The organism is Pedobacter paludis (assembly GCF_003173575.1).
In the GTDB taxonomy this organism is placed as follows: domain Bacteria; phylum Bacteroidota; class Bacteroidia; order Sphingobacteriales; family Sphingobacteriaceae; genus Pedobacter; species Pedobacter paludis.
In genome coordinates, this window is record NZ_QGNY01000002.1 from 538,002 (window position 1) to 556,270 (window position 18,269).

The 18,269-nt window shown below is 38.9% G+C and carries 13 protein-coding genes; 11 read left to right on the forward strand and 2 right to left on the reverse strand.

The genetic code is table 11. The annotated features are described in order from the left end of the window. The first annotated feature begins 117 nt into the window (after positions 1–117). From miaB to DF947_RS06915, 10 genes are all read left to right on the forward strand, one after another. The gene (gene miaB / locus DF947_RS06870) at positions 118–1,533 is read left to right on the forward strand and encodes a tRNA (N6-isopentenyl adenosine(37)-C2)-methylthiotransferase MiaB (RefSeq protein ID WP_109928958.1); all 1,416 of its coding nucleotides are present in this window, start codon (positions 118–120) and stop codon (positions 1,531–1,533) included. A gap of 121 nt (positions 1,534–1,654) precedes the next feature. Beyond that, entirely contained in the window at positions 1,655–2,902 is a 1,248-nt protein-coding gene (locus DF947_RS06875) for a sigma 54-interacting transcriptional regulator (protein WP_109928959.1), read from the forward strand. A gap of 30 nt (positions 2,903–2,932) precedes the next feature. Then, complete coding sequence (locus tag DF947_RS06880) at positions 2,933–3,445, forward strand: LptE family protein (protein WP_109928960.1); 513 nt, start codon at positions 2,933–2,935, stop codon at positions 3,443–3,445. A gap of 92 nt (positions 3,446–3,537) precedes the next feature. Next, positions 3,538–4,614: a hypothetical protein gene (locus DF947_RS06885; RefSeq protein WP_109928961.1), complete on the forward strand. Its 1,077-nt coding sequence runs from the start codon at positions 3,538–3,540 to the stop codon at positions 4,612–4,614. A 14-nt stretch (positions 4,615–4,628) separates the two neighbouring features. Beyond that, on the forward strand, positions 4,629–4,988 hold the full coding sequence (gene secG, locus DF947_RS06890) for a preprotein translocase subunit SecG (RefSeq protein WP_109928962.1): 360 nt from the start codon (positions 4,629–4,631) through the stop codon (positions 4,986–4,988). Positions 4,989–5,453: 465 nt separating this feature from the next. Continuing rightward, positions 5,454–5,744, forward strand: coding sequence for a co-chaperone GroES (locus DF947_RS06895; RefSeq protein WP_056086646.1), 291 nt, complete (start codon positions 5,454–5,456; stop codon positions 5,742–5,744). Positions 5,745–5,816: 72 nt separating this feature from the next. Then, positions 5,817–7,454, forward strand: a complete 1,638-nt coding sequence (gene groL / locus DF947_RS06900; protein WP_109928963.1) for a chaperonin GroEL — start codon at positions 5,817–5,819, stop codon at positions 7,452–7,454. Between the two features lie 314 nt (positions 7,455–7,768). Further along, positions 7,769–13,156 carry a PKD domain-containing protein gene (locus DF947_RS22630; protein ID WP_109928964.1) on the forward strand — a complete coding sequence of 1,796 codons (5,388 nt, stop codon included), beginning with the start codon at positions 7,769–7,771 and terminating at the stop codon, positions 13,154–13,156. Between the two features lie 2 nt (positions 13,157–13,158). Continuing rightward, positions 13,159–14,175, forward strand: coding sequence for a PorP/SprF family type IX secretion system membrane protein (locus DF947_RS06910; RefSeq protein ID WP_240615328.1), 1,017 nt, complete (start codon positions 13,159–13,161; stop codon positions 14,173–14,175). 25 nt (positions 14,176–14,200) lie between these two features. Then, entirely contained in the window at positions 14,201–14,860 is a 660-nt protein-coding gene (locus DF947_RS06915) for an MgtC/SapB family protein (protein ID WP_109928966.1), read from the forward strand. Here the strand turns inward: DF947_RS06915 and DF947_RS06920 are convergent. Next, positions 14,841–15,338: an RDD family protein gene (locus tag DF947_RS06920; RefSeq protein ID WP_109928967.1), complete on the reverse strand. Its 498-nt coding sequence runs from the start codon at positions 15,336–15,338 to the stop codon at positions 14,841–14,843. The two genes, DF947_RS06915 and DF947_RS06920, sit on opposite strands and share 20 nt — an antisense overlap. A gap of 109 nt (positions 15,339–15,447) precedes the next feature. Between DF947_RS06920 and DF947_RS06925 the strand changes: the two genes are divergently transcribed. Next, positions 15,448–16,875: an L-serine ammonia-lyase gene (locus DF947_RS06925; protein WP_109928968.1), complete on the forward strand. Its 1,428-nt coding sequence runs from the start codon at positions 15,448–15,450 to the stop codon at positions 16,873–16,875. Positions 16,876–17,315: 440 nt separating this feature from the next. Here DF947_RS06925 and DF947_RS06930 read toward each other — a convergent pair whose 3' ends face one another. Beyond that, positions 17,316–18,227, reverse strand: a complete 912-nt coding sequence (locus tag DF947_RS06930) for an AEC family transporter (protein ID WP_109928969.1) — start codon at positions 18,225–18,227, stop codon at positions 17,316–17,318. Positions 18,228–18,269 lie beyond the last annotated feature (42 nt).

Below are 18,269 nucleotides of genomic sequence, written 5' to 3' on the forward strand. Positions count from 1 at the left end.
CAATTATGAGTTTTGTTTTAATAAATAATTGCTTTGTAAACATTATAACTAAACATGTCAAATTGTCATTTTTAATTTAATTTATGTATTTTTGCAATCCCAAAATGTTTTTTGATAATGATTGATTTACAAGTACAGGATAAGACGCATGATGAAGCTAGGCAAGGTGAAGCCCTAATTTTGGATAAACCCATACAAGCTGATGCACGTAAATTATATATAGAAAGTTATGGTTGCGCCATGAATTTTGCAGATAGCGAAATTGTTGCTTCGATACTTTCGGAAACAGGTTTTGAAACCACCGGAGATTATCATCAAGCCGATGTAATTTTCATCAATACCTGCTCTATTCGCGAGAATGCCGAAACTAGGGTGCGAAATCGTTTATCGCAGTTTGGTGTAGAAAAACGCCGTAACCCTAAATTAATTGTAGGGGTTTTGGGTTGCATGGCAGAGCGCTTAAAATCTAAATTTTTAGAAGAAGAACGTTTGGTTGATGTAGTTGTGGGCCCGGATGCTTACCGTGATTTACCGAACCTAATTGAGCAGGTAGAAAGCGGACATAAAGCCGTGAATGTACTTCTATCTCGTGAGGAAACTTACGCAGATATTAGCCCCGTTCGTTTAAATAGTAACGGTATTACGGCTTTTATCTCGATTACAAGAGGTTGTAACAATATGTGCTCGTTCTGCGTAGTACCATTTACCCGCGGTCGCGAAAGGAGTCGTGATGCACATTCGATTGTTGCAGAAGCAAAAAGTTTATTCGAGGCCGGCTATCGCGAAGTAACCCTATTGGGCCAAAATGTAGATTCATATACCTGGACATCAGAAGATGGGCTAGAAACTGTAAATTTTGCTCAACTTTTAGAGCAAACGGCATTGGTTAGCCCAGATTTAAGGGTTCGTTTTTCAACCTCGCATCCAAAAGATATTACTGACGAGGTTTTATACACCATCGCCAAATACGATAACATCTGCAATTACATACACTTGCCCGTTCAATCTGGAAATACCCGTGTTTTAGATTTAATGAACAGGACTTACACCCGCGAATGGTACATTAACAGGATTGATGCGATTAAAAAAATTATTCCGGGCTGTGCAATTTCTACCGATATCATCGCAGGTTTCTGTACGGAAACGGAAGAAGAACATCAGGATACCTTAAGCATGTTGGATTATGTTAAATACGATTTTGCTTATAACTTCACCTACTCAGAAAGACCAGGAACATTGGCCGCTCGTAAATTGGCAGATGATATTCCAGAAGAAGTTAAAAAACGTAGACTGGCAGAAATTTTAGCTAAACAACAGGCACACTCTTTAATGCGTTTACAAGAATGGGTTGGTAAAACGGTAAGAGTTTTAATTGAGGGAACATCAAAAAAATCAGATCTAGATTATTGCGGAAGAGGAGATAGTGGTGCAATGGCAATTTTCCCTGCAATTGAAGGTGTAAAGCCTGGTCAATATGCAAATGTGTTGATCGAAAAATGTACTTCAGCTACGCTGATTGGAAAGATAGTATAAGGTTTCGTCATTGCGAGGTACGAAGCAATCCTAATGCGTTTGTTATAACCCATAGTAGTAAGATTGCTTCGTACCTCGCAATGACGGAGCTTGTTTAATGACTCATACTTGATACTAAAGAATGGATACACAAAATATAAAACAGCGGTTCGGTATTATTGGCAATTCGCCATTACTTAACCGTGCCATAGATATTGCCAGCCAAGTTGCACCAACCGATATGTCGGTTTTAATTACTGGCGAAAGTGGGAGTGGTAAAGAGGTTTTCTCTCAAATTATCCATCAAATGAGTGCCCGCAAGCACGGTGCTTTCATAGCTGTAAACTGTGGTGCCATTCCAGAAGGAACGATAGATTCTGAATTGTTTGGTCATGAAAAAGGCTCATTTACCGGCGCACATGAAGCTAGAAAAGGTTATTTTGAGGTTGCCAACGGCGGAACAATCTTTTTAGATGAAGTAGCCGAACTTCCGTTAGGTACTCAGGCCCGTTTATTAAGAATTTTAGAAAGTGGCGAATATTTGCGTGTCGGTTCATCAAAAGTTCAAAAAACAGATGTAAGAATTATTGCCGCTACAAATGTTGATGTTTACAACCGTGTTAAAAACGGAAAATTTCGTGAGGATTTATATTACAGATTAAATACCGTTCCTTTAAGAATTCCAGCATTGCACGAACGTAAAGAAGATATTTATCTTTTGTTTAGAAAATTCTCGGCCGATTTTAGCGATAAATATAGAAGCCCAGCTTTGCATTTAGAGCCCGATGCCATACAGATTTTAACCAATTACAGTTGGCCCGGAAATGTGCGCCAATTGAAAAATATTGCAGAGCAGATTTGTGTTTTGGAGAAAGATCGGAATGTAACCGGACCTGCAATTTTAAATTACATCCCGAACGAAGCCGGAAGCAATTTACCGATGACGATTAATTCAAATTCGAAAGAAGATTTTACAGAAAGAGATATTTTGTACAAGGTGCTTTTCGATATGAAGAAAGATATGGTCGAACTCAAAAAGCTGGTTGCAGAAATTATTCAGCACGGCGGAAATACAGCAACAGTTTTGGCTGATAATCCTCAATATATCAATCAGCTTTACAGAGACGTAGAATTGCCAGCCGGACAGGAACATGCTTTTACCATTCAACAGCCAGCGCCAAACAATAACAACATTAATGGCAATGGCAATTCAGATTATTTTGCGCATGATGCCGAAGAAGTAGAAGAATCTTTATCGCTTGTTGATAAGGAATCAGATCTGATTAAGAAAGCACTAAAAAAGCACAAAGGCAAGCGTAAGTTTGCTGCTCAGGAATTGGGAATATCTGAACGTACGCTTTACAGAAAAATTAAAGAATTAAACTTATAAGTTCATCGCCTTTAAAAACCAATTATACTGATGAAAATAAAAATATTTGCTTTAATCCTTCTTGCCTCAATATGGAGCGCTTGCTCTTATAAATTTAGCGGGGCATCAACAACAGGATTAAAAACAGTGGTTATTCGGGTGTTTGAAAACAATGCGCCTTTAGTAATACCAACGCTAAGTAACCAAATTACCGAATCGTTAAAAACCCGAATCCGTAACCAAACCAAATTGATTATTTCAACATCAGGTGAGGGCGATGCATCATTCGAGGGCAGAATAACAGGTTACGATATTAAGCCGGTAGCGCTTCAAAATAGTGCTACACCTACCGCAGGCGCAAACAGATTAACCATAACGGTTTCTGTAAAGTATAGGAATAATGTAAAAGACCACGAAAAAGAAAGTTTTGAAGAAAGCTTTACCAGATATTTTGATTTCCCGATCAGCGGAGCACCCATTCAAACCTTATTGCCTGGCGCTATCGAAAATATCAACAAACAATTATCTGAAGATATTTTTAACCGTGCATTTGCGCAGTGGTAATTCGGTTTTTGATTTAATTATTGAAGACTAAAACACGGATTGAGCTTTTAAAAAAGCCGAAAACATTTTTAACTTAGCAGCAAACCTCAATAATGGATAACAAAAAGCTCCTGGCAGATTTACTTGCACAACCCGGAAAGGTTGGGTCGGCGCATATCCCAATGTTGCAGGAAATGCTAAAGGAATATCCATACGCACAACCCATTCATTTACTTCTGGCAAAAGCCGATTTGCAGTTTGTACCCAAAGCAGCACTATACAGCAATGGAAATGTTTTGTATAAAATTCTACAATCGGTAGCGGTTGAGGAGCCAAAAAAAGTCGAATCAGAAGAAGTTGAACAAACAGAAGCTGAAAGTTTTGCTGCAGTTGATGCCGAAAGCACCCAGGATGAGCAAGAGATTTTTGATGAAATCGGCGAGGTTGATGAAAATCCGGCACCTCAAGTTACACAGCCTGTAAATATCGAAACGCCAAATAACCTGCCGGGAATAGACAGTCATTTATTGGATTTGCCCGCAGAAGACGATTCTTTTATTGAACAGGTATCGAGTACCGATTTTTTTGCTTTCGAGCAGAAGTTAAGTACCGATGTGGTACCCGAAGCACCGCACATTGAAACAGTAACGCCAGACGAACCAGAAGTAAGTTTTGTATCTAAATACGACGATGATCAGCTACCCTATACTTTTTTGTGGTGGTTGGCCAAAACCCGAAAAGAACATGAGCAAATTTTTCAGCCTTATGCACAACCGAAACCGGGTGTTATAAAACAACAGCAGAAACAAAACCAAGAAAGGGCAGAGTTTCAGCAACAGTATGTTGAACATATTTTCCACATTCAAACGCCTTTCGAAGTAGCAGATCATTTGGCAGAATATCCATCAACGGAGGTTAAAGATGCAAAGGGTGCAGAAATTATTGAGAAGTTTTTAAAAGAAGACCCAACGATAAAGCCACCAAAACCCGAGCAGATTGACAATGAGAACAAGGCAAAGAAAAGCGCTGAAGATCATTACGACCTCGTTTCGGAAACTTTAGCCAAAATTTATATCGAGCAAATGCTTTACCACAAAGCCATAGATACTTATAAAAAATTAAGTTTGAAATATCCGGAAAAAAGCCGTTACTTTGCCGACCTTATCCAATCTATAGAAAAGAAATTTTAAAATATAATATTATCATGATAACTTTTTTAATCATTTTATTAATTGTTGTGTGTGTAGCTTTAGGCTTATTTGTGTTGATACAAAATCCTAAAGGTGGCGGTTTAGCTGCTGGTGGTGGCGGTAGTAACATGTTTGGTGTACAACGTACTGGCGATGTGTTAGAAAAAGGATCGTGGGTTTTATTGGCTGCGATTGTTGTTTTAACTTTATCCATTACTACAGTTGCCAAAACTAGCGGTGGCGCAAGTGCTGTTGGCGGAAACTCAACCATTCAAGAGCGTTTAGATAAAACACCTTCTCCATCTCCAATTGGTGGTGGTTTAAACAATGCGGCTCCTGCAAAACCAGCAGCAACAGATACTACAAAGAAATAAATTAATAATAATTAGCATTTTAAAAGCTTTCCTCCAAAGGGAAAGCTTTTTTTGTGTTTGAAACATCGCAAATATTCTTTATTGTATTAGCCAGAGTTCATTCATTTTTGCCTAAAATGAATTTTTTAGTCGTTGGAATAACCGTCACGTCATTGCGAGGTACGAAGCAATCTTAAAGCAATAATTATTAGATTGCTTCATGCTTCGCAATGACGACCACTCTTTGTAGAGAGATATAGAATCTCAATATAAAATTTGCTTAACATCTCCCTAAAATCTCAATCATTGGCAATTTTGAAAAAAATCCTCTGCCAAGCTGACACTTAAAATTTTGCTATATTCTTTAATTGTTTAAAAAATTGACAGTACAGGTGCAAATTTGTCCCTAGAAGGCACTTGGCATAAAAAGTGTTAATTGAAAGCCTAGTTAATAAAAGTAAACTCAAAATAAAATAATAAAAAGTTATGGCGTTAAACCTTAAACCAATTGCTGGCAGTTCGAACAGAGTAATCGTTGAACCGGCTGCGGCAGAAGAAAAAACTGCATCGGGTTTGTATATCCCTGATACTGCTAAAGAAAAACCATCTAAAGGAACTGTAGTTTCTGTTTCTGAAGAAGATTCTGAAGGTAAAAAAGCTACTGTAAAAGTTGGTGATGTTGTTATTTATGGTAAATACGGTGGTACAGAATTCCCTTATGAAGGAAAGGATTACTTAATTATGCGTGAAACCGATATCTACGCTGTTGTAGGATAAATAAAAATTAGCAGATGCGGTAATTAGTTAATTAGCTAATCATCAAATCATCACATTATCAAATTTAAAAAAATGTCAAAACAAGTAAAATATAACGTAGAAGCTCGTGACGCCCTGAAACGTGGCGTAGATATTCTTGCAAATGCAGTAAAAGTAACTTTAGGTCCAAAAGGCCGTAATGTTATTATCGATAAAAAATTCGGTTCACCAGCCATTACCAAAGATGGTGTAACGGTTGCTAAAGAAATCGAATTAAAAGATGCGGTTGAAAACATGGGCGCTCAAATGGTTAAGGAAGTAGCTTCTAAAACAGCTGATATTGCTGGTGATGGAACAACTACTGCTACGGTTTTAGCTCAGGCAATTATTACTACAGGTATTAAAAACGTTGCTGCTGGTGCAAATCCAATGGATTTGAAACGTGGTATTGATAAAGCAGTTTTAGCTGTTGTAGAAAACTTAAAATCTCAATCGCAAGCGGTTGGTGATGATAACAATAAAATTAAACAAGTTGCATCAATCTCAGCTAACAATGATGAGGTTATCGGTTCGTTAATTGCTGAGGCAATGAGCAAAGTAGGTAAAGATGGTGTAATTACAGTAGAAGAAGCAAAAGGTACTGAAACTGAAGTTAAAACAGTAGAAGGTATGCAATTTGATAGAGGTTATTTATCTCCATACTTTGTTACCAATGCTGATAAAATGGAGGCTGAACTAGAAAATCCTTACATTTTAATCTACGACAAAAAAATTAGCAACATGAAAGAATTGTTGCCAGTTTTAGAAAAAACAGTTCAAACTGGTAAACCATTGGTAATCATTTCTGAAGATTTAGATGGCGAGGCTTTAGCTACATTAGTGGTTAACAAAATTCGTGGTTCGTTAAAAGTTGTTGCGGTTAAAGCACCAGGTTTTGGCGATAGAAGAAAAGCAATGTTGGAAGATATCGCAATTTTAACCGGCGGTATCGTTGTATCAGAAGAAAGAGGTTATAAATTAGAAAATGCTGATCTAACTTATTTAGGTTCTGCTGAGAAAGTTGTTGTTGATAAAGACAATACAACTGTAATTAATGGTGCTGGTAACTCTGATGATATTAAATCTCGTGTTAGCCAAATCAAAGCCCAAATTGAAACCACTACATCTGATTACGATAAAGAAAAATTACAGGAGCGTTTGGCTAAATTGGCTGGCGGTGTTGCAGTTCTTTACGTTGGTGCAGCCAGTGAGGTTGAAATGAAAGAGAAAAAAGACCGTGTTGATGATGCTTTACATGCAACTCGTGCAGCTGTAGAAGAAGGTATTGTTGCAGGTGGTGGTGTTGCTTTCATCCGTGCGGTAGAAGCTTTAGCTAACCTTAAAGGAATTAACGAAGATGAAAATACAGGTATCCAAATCATTCGTCGTGCTATCGAAGAGCCATTACGTCAAATTTGCGAAAACGCAGGTATCGAAGGTTCTATCGTAGTTCAAAAAGTTAAAGAAGGAACTGCTGATTTCGGTTATAATGCCCGTACCGATGTATACGAAAACTTAATTGGTGCTGGTGTTATCGATCCAACTAAAGTAAGTCGTGTTGCATTAGAAAACGCGGCATCTATCGCAGCGATGCTATTAACTACAGAAGTTGTATTGGCAGACGAACCTGAAGAAGGTGGTGCTGGCGCTCATCCTCCTATGGGTGGCGGCGGCATGGGCGGTATGATGTAATTAACATCTAACTGTCTATTGCGAAATACTTTCGTGTAATATTACTCCCCCCTGCTTAAAAAGCTTGGGGGGTTTTTTATGCCCAAAATAGCTTCTATATGGCGTTTATAGCTTTCTATCGCTGTTCATTTCGTTCGATTCGTGTAAATATTTTATATTGTAAGGAAAAAATTACGTTCTTTGAAACAGAATATTTAAAGATGATTTTAACTAAATCTCCTGTTAAGTTGCTCTCTCAGAAGAAACACTTCAAACAAGCTTCTGAATTCTTAAAAAGGTGTGTGCTTTAAATAGTTCCCTAGTGTTAGAGATTTATGAAGACCAGTTGTAGAAGGAAGTGGCCTTGTGTTGCCCTATTTTTTGGGGTATTGTTTTTTACCTCATCTTGTTTCGCTCAATTAAACATCACAACTGTTGATGCGGGACCATATACGCCAGGAAGTACAATTGCGGCAATGTTTAGTATCGATCCTGCAACTTGTATTACTCCCGGAAATACATTTCAATTATACCTATCTGATGCCAGTGGCAGTTTTGCAACAGAGACCTTAATAGGTACTTACGCTAGTTTCTACAGTACTTACGTTAACGGAACCATTCCGAATGGTACACCCGGTGGTACAGGCTATCGGGTTAGGATAAAATCTACCACTCCTTTAATGATTAGCTCAACTTCTGGTCCATTTGAAATTAAGGCCGGTCCAGCAGTTTCTGCAAAAATATCATCAGCACCTTTATTAAATGCATCAAATCAAGAAACATTTGGAACTTGTATACCATCTCCCAATAAAGATTTCTTTTTTAATGATCTTTCTACAACAGGAAGTACCGTTACAGCAACTGTTACCGACGAAATTAATGGTGGTGCGCCAGCGAATTTAAATTTTGCATCAGGCGTACCTTCGTTTAAGGCTCAATTGGCTCATTATACCGTTTTTACCAAAGCCGTAATGCCAAATGGAACAGTTGGCACAAAAGCTTATTTAATTGTTAATAACCCTGTAGTAACTGCTTTCGCGACCAGTGGAAACAACATTGTTTGTTTACCCGCTGGATTTTTAGAATTCACAGTTACAACTTCTGGTACCGGAGGGATCCAGAACAATTTTCCTGGAGATATTTATAAAATTAATTGGGGTGATAATACCACATCAACCTACACGTTGTGTGATATTTTAAATAACTCGGATAAGGTAAGGCATCTTTACACCAAATCATCTTGCGGTATTAACTCAACAGGAAGTAGCGGAACCGTTTACAATGTCTTTGATGTGGTGGTAAGTGTAAATAATAATTTTTGTGGCGATGTAGGAACCGCGGTTTCTACAACAGCAAAAGTTGTAGTTAAGCCTGTAAATTCTTTCACGTTTGGCACTCCGGGTTGTACCGCAACCAATATCACATTTGTTAATACATCGATTGTGGGTGAAAACCCAAACACGAATACACCAGGCTGCACGCCAAATAACGTAACCTATAATTGGTTTGTTGATGGTGTAATTGTAAAAGCAAATCAACCGAGATCTTATAATTTAGTCTGGAATTTTCCCACACATGGTCCACATGTTATTCGGCTAGAATCGAATAGTAATGGCGCCTGTAATGCAGATCCGGTAGAAATGCCAATCTGTATCCAAGACCCACCAAAACCGTCATTTACACTTCCCTCTAATACAGTCTGTGCGCCAAGTATTTTAAAGGCAACTGATATTTCTGTTATAGATCCAATTTGTAGCGCTACTAATAATTACAATTGGACGGTTACGCCTGCTGTTACTTTTGCAAATGGAACAACTGCAGCAAGTAAAGAGCCAGAATTTAATTTTACCGTTCCTGGAAATTATGTAGTTACATTAAGCATTTCCTCAGCTTCTTGCGGAAATATAGTTTCAGCACCTCAAACGGTTGTTGTTAATGCAAGCCCAACTGCAGTGTTGTCTCCAGATGTTGTATTGTGTAATTTGGCTACTTACGATTTTAATCCAACAACCACTGGCCCTACAAAATCTACATTGACGGGAAGTGCATCAGGAGCGGTAACGCCATATTTGTGGACGGTTACCGGAGGGAGTTTCACTTTTACCGGAGGCACGAGCGCAACTTCTCAATATCCATCCATAAAATTTAATGATTATGTAGAATATACCGTAACCGTAACCCATACCAACAATTGTGGAACAGCTACGGCTTCTCAAAAGCTAACTTTTATCACTGCGCCTATTGTTAATGCCGGCCCTGATCAAACAAGCTGTTTCATTGGCGCAGGTTTTACACTCAATGGTGCAGTAACGGGCACAACCACCAGCCAAAGCTGGGTAGGAGGCTTAGGTACTTTTTCGCCAGATAGAAATACCTTAAATGCTACCTATACACCAACAGCTGCAGAAAAATCCGCTGGAAGTGTAAATTTAATTCTAAGGGCAATAACGGGGTTAACTGGACCATGCGCTCAGGTTGATGATGAAGTAGTTTTAAAAATTGAACCAAATCTTACCATCACGAGCCCGGCAGTAAAAACGGTTTGTACAGGAACTGCGGTAAATTATACACCAATTAGTAGTCCAGCTGGCGCAACTTATACTTGGACGGCAACAGGTTCTGCTTCGGCATCAGGTTTTAGCACATCGGGTTCTGGAGCAATAACGGATATTTTAACAAATACAGATTTATCGGCCGATGCCAGTGTAACCTATACCATAACACCACGGTTAAATAATTGCGATGGTGTTCCTTTTACTTTAGTTGTAACTGTAAAAGCACAAAGTTCGGGAGGTACGACAAGTGGAGATGTTGCCGTTTGTAGTGGTACAAATGGAGGCAATATTGGCTTGACTGGTCAGGTAGGAAATATAATTAGATGGGAAAGATCGGTGGATAACGGCATAAGCTGGATTCCAATTGCTTCTACTGCGAACCCGTATGTTTTCTCAAATTTAACCGTAACTACAAAATTTAGAGCCATCGTATCCAATGGAATATGCGCTGAAGCAAGCTCAACTATAAGTACTGTAACAGTTAATGCAGGCACAACAGCTTCAAACGCTGGTGCAAACCAAAGCTTATGTAGCGGAAATCAAGTTACGTTGAATGGAAATAATCCTGCGCCATATACCGGATTGTGGACATTGGTTTCAGCGCAAACAGGAGTTACCATTACTGACCCAACTTTGTATAATACAACAGTTACGGGTTTGGTGCCGGGAGAAAATTATACGTTTAGATGGACTATAACTGGTTTTGCAACCTGTCCAACTACATTTTCTGAAACAACGGTTACTTATTATCCAAACTTAATAAATACCATAACTTCAACCTCTACAACGGTTTGTTCAGGTTCGAACATTTCCATTGTGGGCAATACGCCAACTGGCGGAAGTGGCACTTATACGTTCCAATGGCAAAGCAGTTCTGATGGAACAACTTGGACTAACATTAATGGCCAAATAGGGAAAGATTTGAGTGTGGCAATAACTACATCAACTTTTTATAGAAGAATTGTTAATAGCAGTACCTGTACTTCTAATAGTAATGACATCCAGATTCAAACTTTACCGGGATTGGGAAATAATACAATTTCTGCCGATCAAAGCGTTTGTGTGGGTGGTGTAGCTAGTCAAATTACAGGCTCTACGCCAACAGGCGGAAGTGGAACTTATACCTATCAGTGGCAATCTAGCTTAGATAACGGCACAACTTGGGTAGATGTTAGTGGCGCAACAGGGATTAACTTTACGCCTCCTGCACCTACGGCAACCGTTTTATATAGACGCTCGGTATCCAGTGGGGCATGTTCCAGCTATTTAAGTAATCAGGTTAAAATCACTTTAAATCCTCCAGCCAGAGCTGAAATTACCTTTACCTCTGATACAGGATGTCCGCCGTTTATTTTAACTCCGGCAAATGTTAAAGCAACGCCTTATCCCGATAGAAACAATACTTATACTTGGTTTGCAGATAATGTTCAAATAGGAACAGGCATTACCTTTCCGGGATATACCATTGTAGGAGATAATAAAAGCGTGGTTATAAAACTTGTTGTAACCAGTAGTTTGGGTTGTATTGGGGCAGAAAGCTCGCATGCCTTCTCCACACAGCAAAGCGTAACGGCCAGTTATACACAATCTGCAACTCAAGGCTGTGGACCGTTAACGGTTAATTTTACCAATACTTCTAATTCTTTAACCGCTTCTACTTTTAAGTGGGATTTTGGTAATGGAACCACTTCAAACTTAGCTCAACCTCCTGCTGTAATTTATCAGGCAGATCCAACAGGAAAAGATATTACCTATACCGTTGTTTTAACTGCTGTTACCCCTTGCGGAACTACAACGCAGACTTCAACTGTATTTGTTCAGGGAAAAGCAGTGTCTATTTTTAGCCCTGATAAAACCGCCGGATGTTCACCCTTAACGGTTAACTTCAGCAATACCTCGCCAGAAAGTTCGGGCACAACTTATACTTTCGATTTTAATGATGGTTCGCCACTTGTAACCACTACAGATAGAAGTACCGTGAGCCATTTATTTACTACTTTGGTTGTTCGCGATTACGTAATTACCATGACTGCTGAGAATGCCTGTGGTAAAAGCACCTCAAATTATACGCTTCGGGTTTCGCCAAATAACATCACACCAGAATTGGTTGTAAACGCAAACGAATTGCAGGGTTGTGCGCCACTAACCGTTAATTTTTATAACAATACCAAGGGTGCAAATCGGTTTGTTTACGATTTTGGCGATGGAAGCGGAACACAGGTAACCAATTCTGCCCCAGAAGTTGTTCAACATGTATTTACAAAAGCAGGTGTGTACACGGTAACTTTATACGCTTCTAATAATTGTTCAAACGCACAAACCACCGAAACAATAACTGTTTTGGAGCAACCAACCGTTGGTTTTAGCTCGGATAGAACAGTGGGCTGCGATGGAACTTTGGTGAAATTTAAAAACACGAGCAAAAACGCAATAGGTTATTTATGGGATTTTGGCGATGGTACAACATCAGCAGAATTTGAACCTCAGCATACATACAAAGGTTCTGGAGTAAATTATACAGTAACCTTAACATCAACCAATCTTTTGGGCTGTAAAAATAGTGTAACGGTACAAAATTACATCAACATCGTTGCGCCACCGCAGGCTTTTTTTACGATAAGCCCAGGTAATGAAACATCAATCCCTAACTATACCTTCAGTTTTAAAGATACCAGTTTGGGTGCTGTAAGTTGGGAATGGAGTTTTGGCGATGGCTCGGTTTCTACCCTTCAAAATCCCATCCATACTTATGCGGAAGAAGGCGTTTATAATGTAACACTAAAAATCTTGAGCAAGGAAGGCTGTTCGTCAAACACTTTCCAATCCGTTCGGATTATTGGAGTTCCCGGATACTTAAATCTGCCGAATTCATTTATGCCGGCAAGCGCAAAAAACGAACTTCGAACATTTAAGGCTAAAGGAAGAGGAATTCAGGAGTGGCGTATGATGATCTTTAACAAATGGGGACAAATGCTTTGGGAAACCACAAAACTAGATGACGGCGCTCCAATGGAGGGCTGGGATGGAACTTACAACGGCCAGCCACAACAGCAAGGGGTTTATTATTGGCGAATAGAAGTGAAGTTTATTAATGGAAGTGATTGGAAAGGGATGACCTATGATTCATCTCCACCTAGAAAAACAGGCTTAATATATTTAATTAGATGATGATGAGGAGGATGATAGTATTGATGCTTGTGCTGAGCTTGCCTTTTGTTTCTTTAGGGCAGGATCATATATTCTCGCAGTTTTACAATGCGCCTATTTATTTAAATCCTGCTTTAACAGGACAATTTGAAGGCGATATTCGGTTTAATGCCTTATATAGAAATCAATGGACAGGCTTAGCCAGCGATTTTTCTTACATGAGTGCTTCGGCAGATTTAAACCTCCAAAAAATTAACAGTGGTTTGGGCATAATTTTTAATCGCAGCAGCGAGGGAACCGCTTATTTAACCAAAAACAATGTTGCGGTTAGCTATTCATATATCATTGGTGGCGATGATTTTACATTATCTTTCGGTTTGCAGGGAGGCATTACCAATCAAAAGCTAGACTGGAGTAAACTGGTTTTTGGCGATCAAATAGATCTTAGTCAAGGATATATTCCAGGCAGTGTATCTGGAGCTGAAAGACCAAGTGTAGACAGTCGATTTTATTTCGATGCAAATGCCGGTGCCAATTTAGTTTATGGTAAATTTATGATTGGTGCAGGAATGCATCATCTTAATCACCCAGACGAATCTTTAAGTGGTTTTCAATCTAAACTTCCTGTTAGAATTTCCGGAAATTTGAGTTACAAGCTTTCTTTAATTCCCGATCAGTACGATCGCGATGGAACCTACTTAATTCCTTCTGTGGTGGTTTACAAACAGCAGAATGTAATGTCGTACAGTTTTGGTACACAGTTTAAATATGCAGGCATTAATGCGGGTATTTGGTACCGTAATGATGGAAATTCTAATGGAAACGATGCAATTGTGTTTTCGGTAATCTTCGATATTTTTAATCGCAGAACCAATGGCGAAAAATTTAGATTGGGCATCAGTCACGACGCAACAACATCGAAGCTTAACTACACCAACACCAGTGGATCAACAGAAATTGGAGTAGGTTACGAGAAATATTTTCCAAATAGTTCTAATGGTGGAAGAGCGAATGGCTTAAGATGTTACGATTTTTATTAATTTGGCTTTGTAAATCGATGCCAAAATGAACGACCTACTGGATAGCAACCATTTTATCACGCAAAGCGAAGTCAATAAATTTCTTTTAGCCACGCTCCTTTGTGGGTTAATCGGTGCCGAACGCGAATATAGAAGCAAATCAGCAGGGTTAAAAACCATGATGATGATTGGCTTGGGCGCCACATTATTTACCATTCTTTCCATAAAAATAGGCGCTACAAGTCAGGATAGAATTGCCTCTAACATTGTTACCGGGATAGGTTTTTTAGGTGCGGGGGTAATTTTTAAAGAAGAAAATAGAGTAAAAGGCTTAACCACGGCCTGTATTATATGGATTGTTGCAGCCATAGGAATGGCGGTAGGTTCAGGCTTTTATGAACAAGCAATAGGCGTTACCGCAGTTGTACTTTTGGCGCTAATTATTTTCCCGTTTTTAGAAGAAATTGGCGATCGCCGTTTTACAAAACGTGTTTATCGGATCGTTAAAAAACAGCATGCCCACGGCGATTTACAAAGCTATGAAGAAGTTTTTAGAGAGAGCAAATTAAAGCCACAAAGGGGTAAACATCAACTGGTAAACAACATCATCACCGGAAATTGGACGGCAACGGGAACGCCAAAAAATCATCAAAAATTTGTAGAACGAATGCTGAAGGACAATGAGATTATTGAGTTTGATTTTTAAAAGATCCAAATAAATCTGCACTTTGTTTTTGTAAGGCAAGTTTTTTTTCATCAATAACCATAGTGTCAGACCATTTATCATGCCACGGAATTGATGGAGTTCCTAACGCAGCAAGCGCATCAAATGGAATTATCCGAATTAAGTTTCTAGTAAATGCTTTTTCGAAACTAAGATCACTTCCATCTAAGTTCACAGCCTTGGTTTTGGTGATTAACTTGCCAATCGATTTGCCGTTTAAGATGATTTCTGTGAAAGACATCATTACACCATAAAAGATTGTACCAACAATCCTGTCCGTAATTCCATCATCAATTGTATCAATAATTGTTGGGTCAATAATCGCAATCACAATTCCAAGGCAGAAAATCAAGAAGTAAATAAAAAGGGTATCAATAATATAATTTGCAAATCTTAATCCCGAAGAGGCTCGGCAATAACGGTAATCAATTTGTTCGTAAGTTTTAGAATTAAAATCCATAAGAGAGCGCTATTTGTTGAAATTAAAGATAAAATATTTTATCCTGACGTAAAAATTAATTCATATGAAGTTCTAAAACAATCTTAGCTTTGTATAACTCACTATATTCATGATTAAAGAACAGATTTCGGTTTTCGATATTTTTAAAATAGGCATTGGTCCATCAAGTTCTCACACACTTGGTCCCTGGAGAGCAGCTCAACAATTTACAGCATCACTTAAAGAAAAAAACCTTTTGGAAGATGTAGAAATGGTGAAAATATTGCTTTATGGTTCGCTTGCCAAAACAGGAAAAGGCCACGGAACCGATGTTGCAATTTTGTTAGGTTTAACCGGTGCCGATCCGGTAACTTTTGATGTTGATGCGGTTACTCCAACTTTTGAGGGAATCCAAAAGGACAAAAAATTAAACCTTACAGGAAAATTAATTATTGATTTCGATTATAATAACGATTTACTTTTTCTTTTTGCAGAAAGTCTTCCTTTCCACCCGAATGCGGTGACTTTTCAAGCTTTTTTAAGCAATGGAAAGGCTTTTTCCGAAACCTATTATTCAATTGGCGGTGGCTTCGTAGTAAAAGAGGGAGAAGATAATAGTCAAAAATCACAAGTTGATTTACCTTTTCCTGTAGAAAAAGCGAAAGAACTTTTGCACTGGTGCTTATCTACAGGTTTAAAAGTAAGCGAAATCGTAATGGAAAATGAAACTGCCTGGCGACCAGAATCGGTTACCAAAGCAGGCATCCTTCAGCATTTTAATGTGATGCGGGATTGCATTTATCGCGGTTGCCACACCACAGGCTTTTTGCCCGGAGGATTGGAAGTAGCAAGAAGAGCATTCCCTTTAAATAAACGATTGATTGGCAAAAGCGAATATCATGATTATAATTCCTGGGTTGAAGCCATTCGAAATGGCGGAAATGGATTTAATTATATTTTAGATTGGGTGAGTTGCTTTGCTTTAGCCGTAAACGAAGAAAATGCTTCCTTCGGTAGAGTTGTAACGGCACCAACAAACGGCGCTGCGGGCGTAATTCCGGCAGTGTTGCAATACTTTATTACCTTTTGCGATGGCTATTCTGAAGAAAAAATCATTCAGTTTATTGCCTGTGCATCAGAAGTTGGAAGCATTTTCAAAAAAGGCGCAACGATTTCAGCAGCGATGGGCGGTTGTCAGGCAGAAATTGGCGTTTCTTCTGCAATGGCCGCTGCAGCATTAACAGAATGTTTAGGAGGTTCGCAACGTCAGGTTTTAATGGCAGCGGAAATCGCCATGGAACATCATTTGGGGTTAACCTGCGACCCGATTGGAGGCTTGGTTCAAATTCCGTGCATCGAACGTAATACAATGGGCGCAATTAAAGCGATTACAGCAAGTCAGTTGGCGTTACAAAGTAATCCTGATAAAGCAAAGGTAAGTTTAGATGCTGTTGTAAATACCATGTGGGAAACCGCCTTGGATATGAATGCAAAATACAAGGAAACTTCAGATGGAGGTTTGGCTACCAATATCCCGATTAGCTTGCCTGAGTGTTAAAACTTCACCACCTAAGACATTTTAGTTCACTCAAGAAAACCTCACCCTATCAAAGTTGGTGCTTTGGGTAAGGTAGTGCTGTCCCTCTCCTTGAAGAGAGGGATTTAAGGTGTAGTAATTAAACCTGGATGTCAAAATATCAGTGTTTAAATTCCCTTTAAATCTTTGTGTTCTTTTGTGTCTTTGTGGTTTAAAAAGCCTCACCCTATGAAAGTGTAGAGGTTGGGCTAGTTTAATGCTGTCCCTCTCAGAAAAAGAGGGAATTAGGGTGTAGTAATTTAAACCGAATATCAAAACATCTGTGTTTATCCTTTCTTATCTGTGGTTACATTCCCTTAAGTCTTTGTGGTAATAACCTGCTTCCAGCTTATATTTCCTTAAATGTCTTATATGGTAAAAGCTTTGTTCTTTGTGAAAACTTTGCGCCTTTGAGGTTAAACCTAAACCAAGCCCGAATAATTCAGCACCAACCACCAAATTCCCGTTGTAATAAACGACAATAAAATCCCTATCCCAACCACCAGATTAGAAACTTTTGGATTTAAATTATATTGGTCGGCGACTACACCCGCGGTTAGTAAAGTCGGCATGGCCATTTCGAAAATCGTTATTTTGGTTATCATTCCGTTCATCCCTAAAAGTAAAGCGAAAACTAAAACAGAAAGCGGAGCTAAAATCAACTTGTATAATAAAGCAAAGCTGATGTGTTTTATTTCACTGAACCAACCGCCGAATTTCAGTTGCAAGCCAATAGAAAACAAGGCCAGCGGCCCAACAGTTCCTGCCAGTTTATCGAACAGCACATCCAACGATGATAAATCTAAATATCGTGGTAAAATCAAAGCCAAAACACAACCAATCAAGGGCGGGAAAGTCAATACCTTTTTAAGCACAAGTTTAGCGCTTAATTTCTGCTGTTGCGATGAACGAATAGCCACAATAATTCCGATTGTAGATAGCAAAGTAAAAGTAACCTGGTCGCAGATTATCGCAATCGCCAATTCCTTTTCACTAAAGTAGGCAATGATTAACGGGAAACCGATAAACGACGTATTACTTAACGAACTCACTAGTTTCAATCCGCCCGAAGTTGCCCTACTAAGTTTTGGAAACCTCGAATAAATGGTGATAAAGAGCCAACCCAGCATCCAAACACAAATCGGTGCCAGAGCTGGAAAAAGTAAATCTTTTGTCCAGGTAATGTGCGGAAGATATTTAAATGAAACTGCAGGAAGTGCGATGTAGATTATCCAGGCGTTGATGCCTTTGTGTGCATCTTTTGGTAAACTTTTACTTTTGCGAAAGAGAATTCCCGCAAGGATACACAGCCCGATTAAAATGAAATTTGCCATTGAATACGGCAAAGATAGCGATAAAAGAAAAACGCCAATAAG

Coding starts and splice junctions, on each gene's coding strand:
- DF947_RS06875 (WP_109928959.1), top strand. CDS start 1,655: ATGGATACACAAAATATAAAACAGCGGTTCGGTATTATTGGCAATTCG.
- secG (WP_109928962.1), top strand. CDS start 4,629: ATGATAACTTTTTTAATCATTTTATTAATTGTTGTGTGTGTAGCTTTA.
- DF947_RS06910 (WP_240615328.1), top strand. CDS start 13,159: ATGAGGAGGATGATAGTATTGATGCTTGTGCTGAGCTTGCCTTTTGTT.
- DF947_RS22630 (WP_109928964.1), top strand. CDS start 7,769: ATGAAGACCAGTTGTAGAAGGAAGTGGCCTTGTGTTGCCCTATTTTTT.
- DF947_RS06925 (WP_109928968.1), top strand. CDS start 15,448: ATGATTAAAGAACAGATTTCGGTTTTCGATATTTTTAAAATAGGCATT.
- miaB (WP_109928958.1), top strand. CDS start 118: ATGATTGATTTACAAGTACAGGATAAGACGCATGATGAAGCTAGGCAA.
- DF947_RS06915 (WP_109928966.1), top strand. CDS start 14,201: ATGAACGACCTACTGGATAGCAACCATTTTATCACGCAAAGCGAAGTC.
- DF947_RS06880 (WP_109928960.1), top strand. CDS start 2,933: ATGAAAATAAAAATATTTGCTTTAATCCTTCTTGCCTCAATATGGAGC.
- DF947_RS06930 (WP_109928969.1), bottom strand. CDS start 18,227: ATGGCAAATTTCATTTTAATCGGGCTGTGTATCCTTGCGGGAATTCTC.
- DF947_RS06895 (WP_056086646.1), top strand. CDS start 5,454: ATGGCGTTAAACCTTAAACCAATTGCTGGCAGTTCGAACAGAGTAATC.
- DF947_RS06920 (WP_109928967.1), bottom strand. CDS start 15,338: ATGGATTTTAATTCTAAAACTTACGAACAAATTGATTACCGTTATTGC.
- groL (WP_109928963.1), top strand. CDS start 5,817: ATGTCAAAACAAGTAAAATATAACGTAGAAGCTCGTGACGCCCTGAAA.
- DF947_RS06885 (WP_109928961.1), top strand. CDS start 3,538: ATGGATAACAAAAAGCTCCTGGCAGATTTACTTGCACAACCCGGAAAG.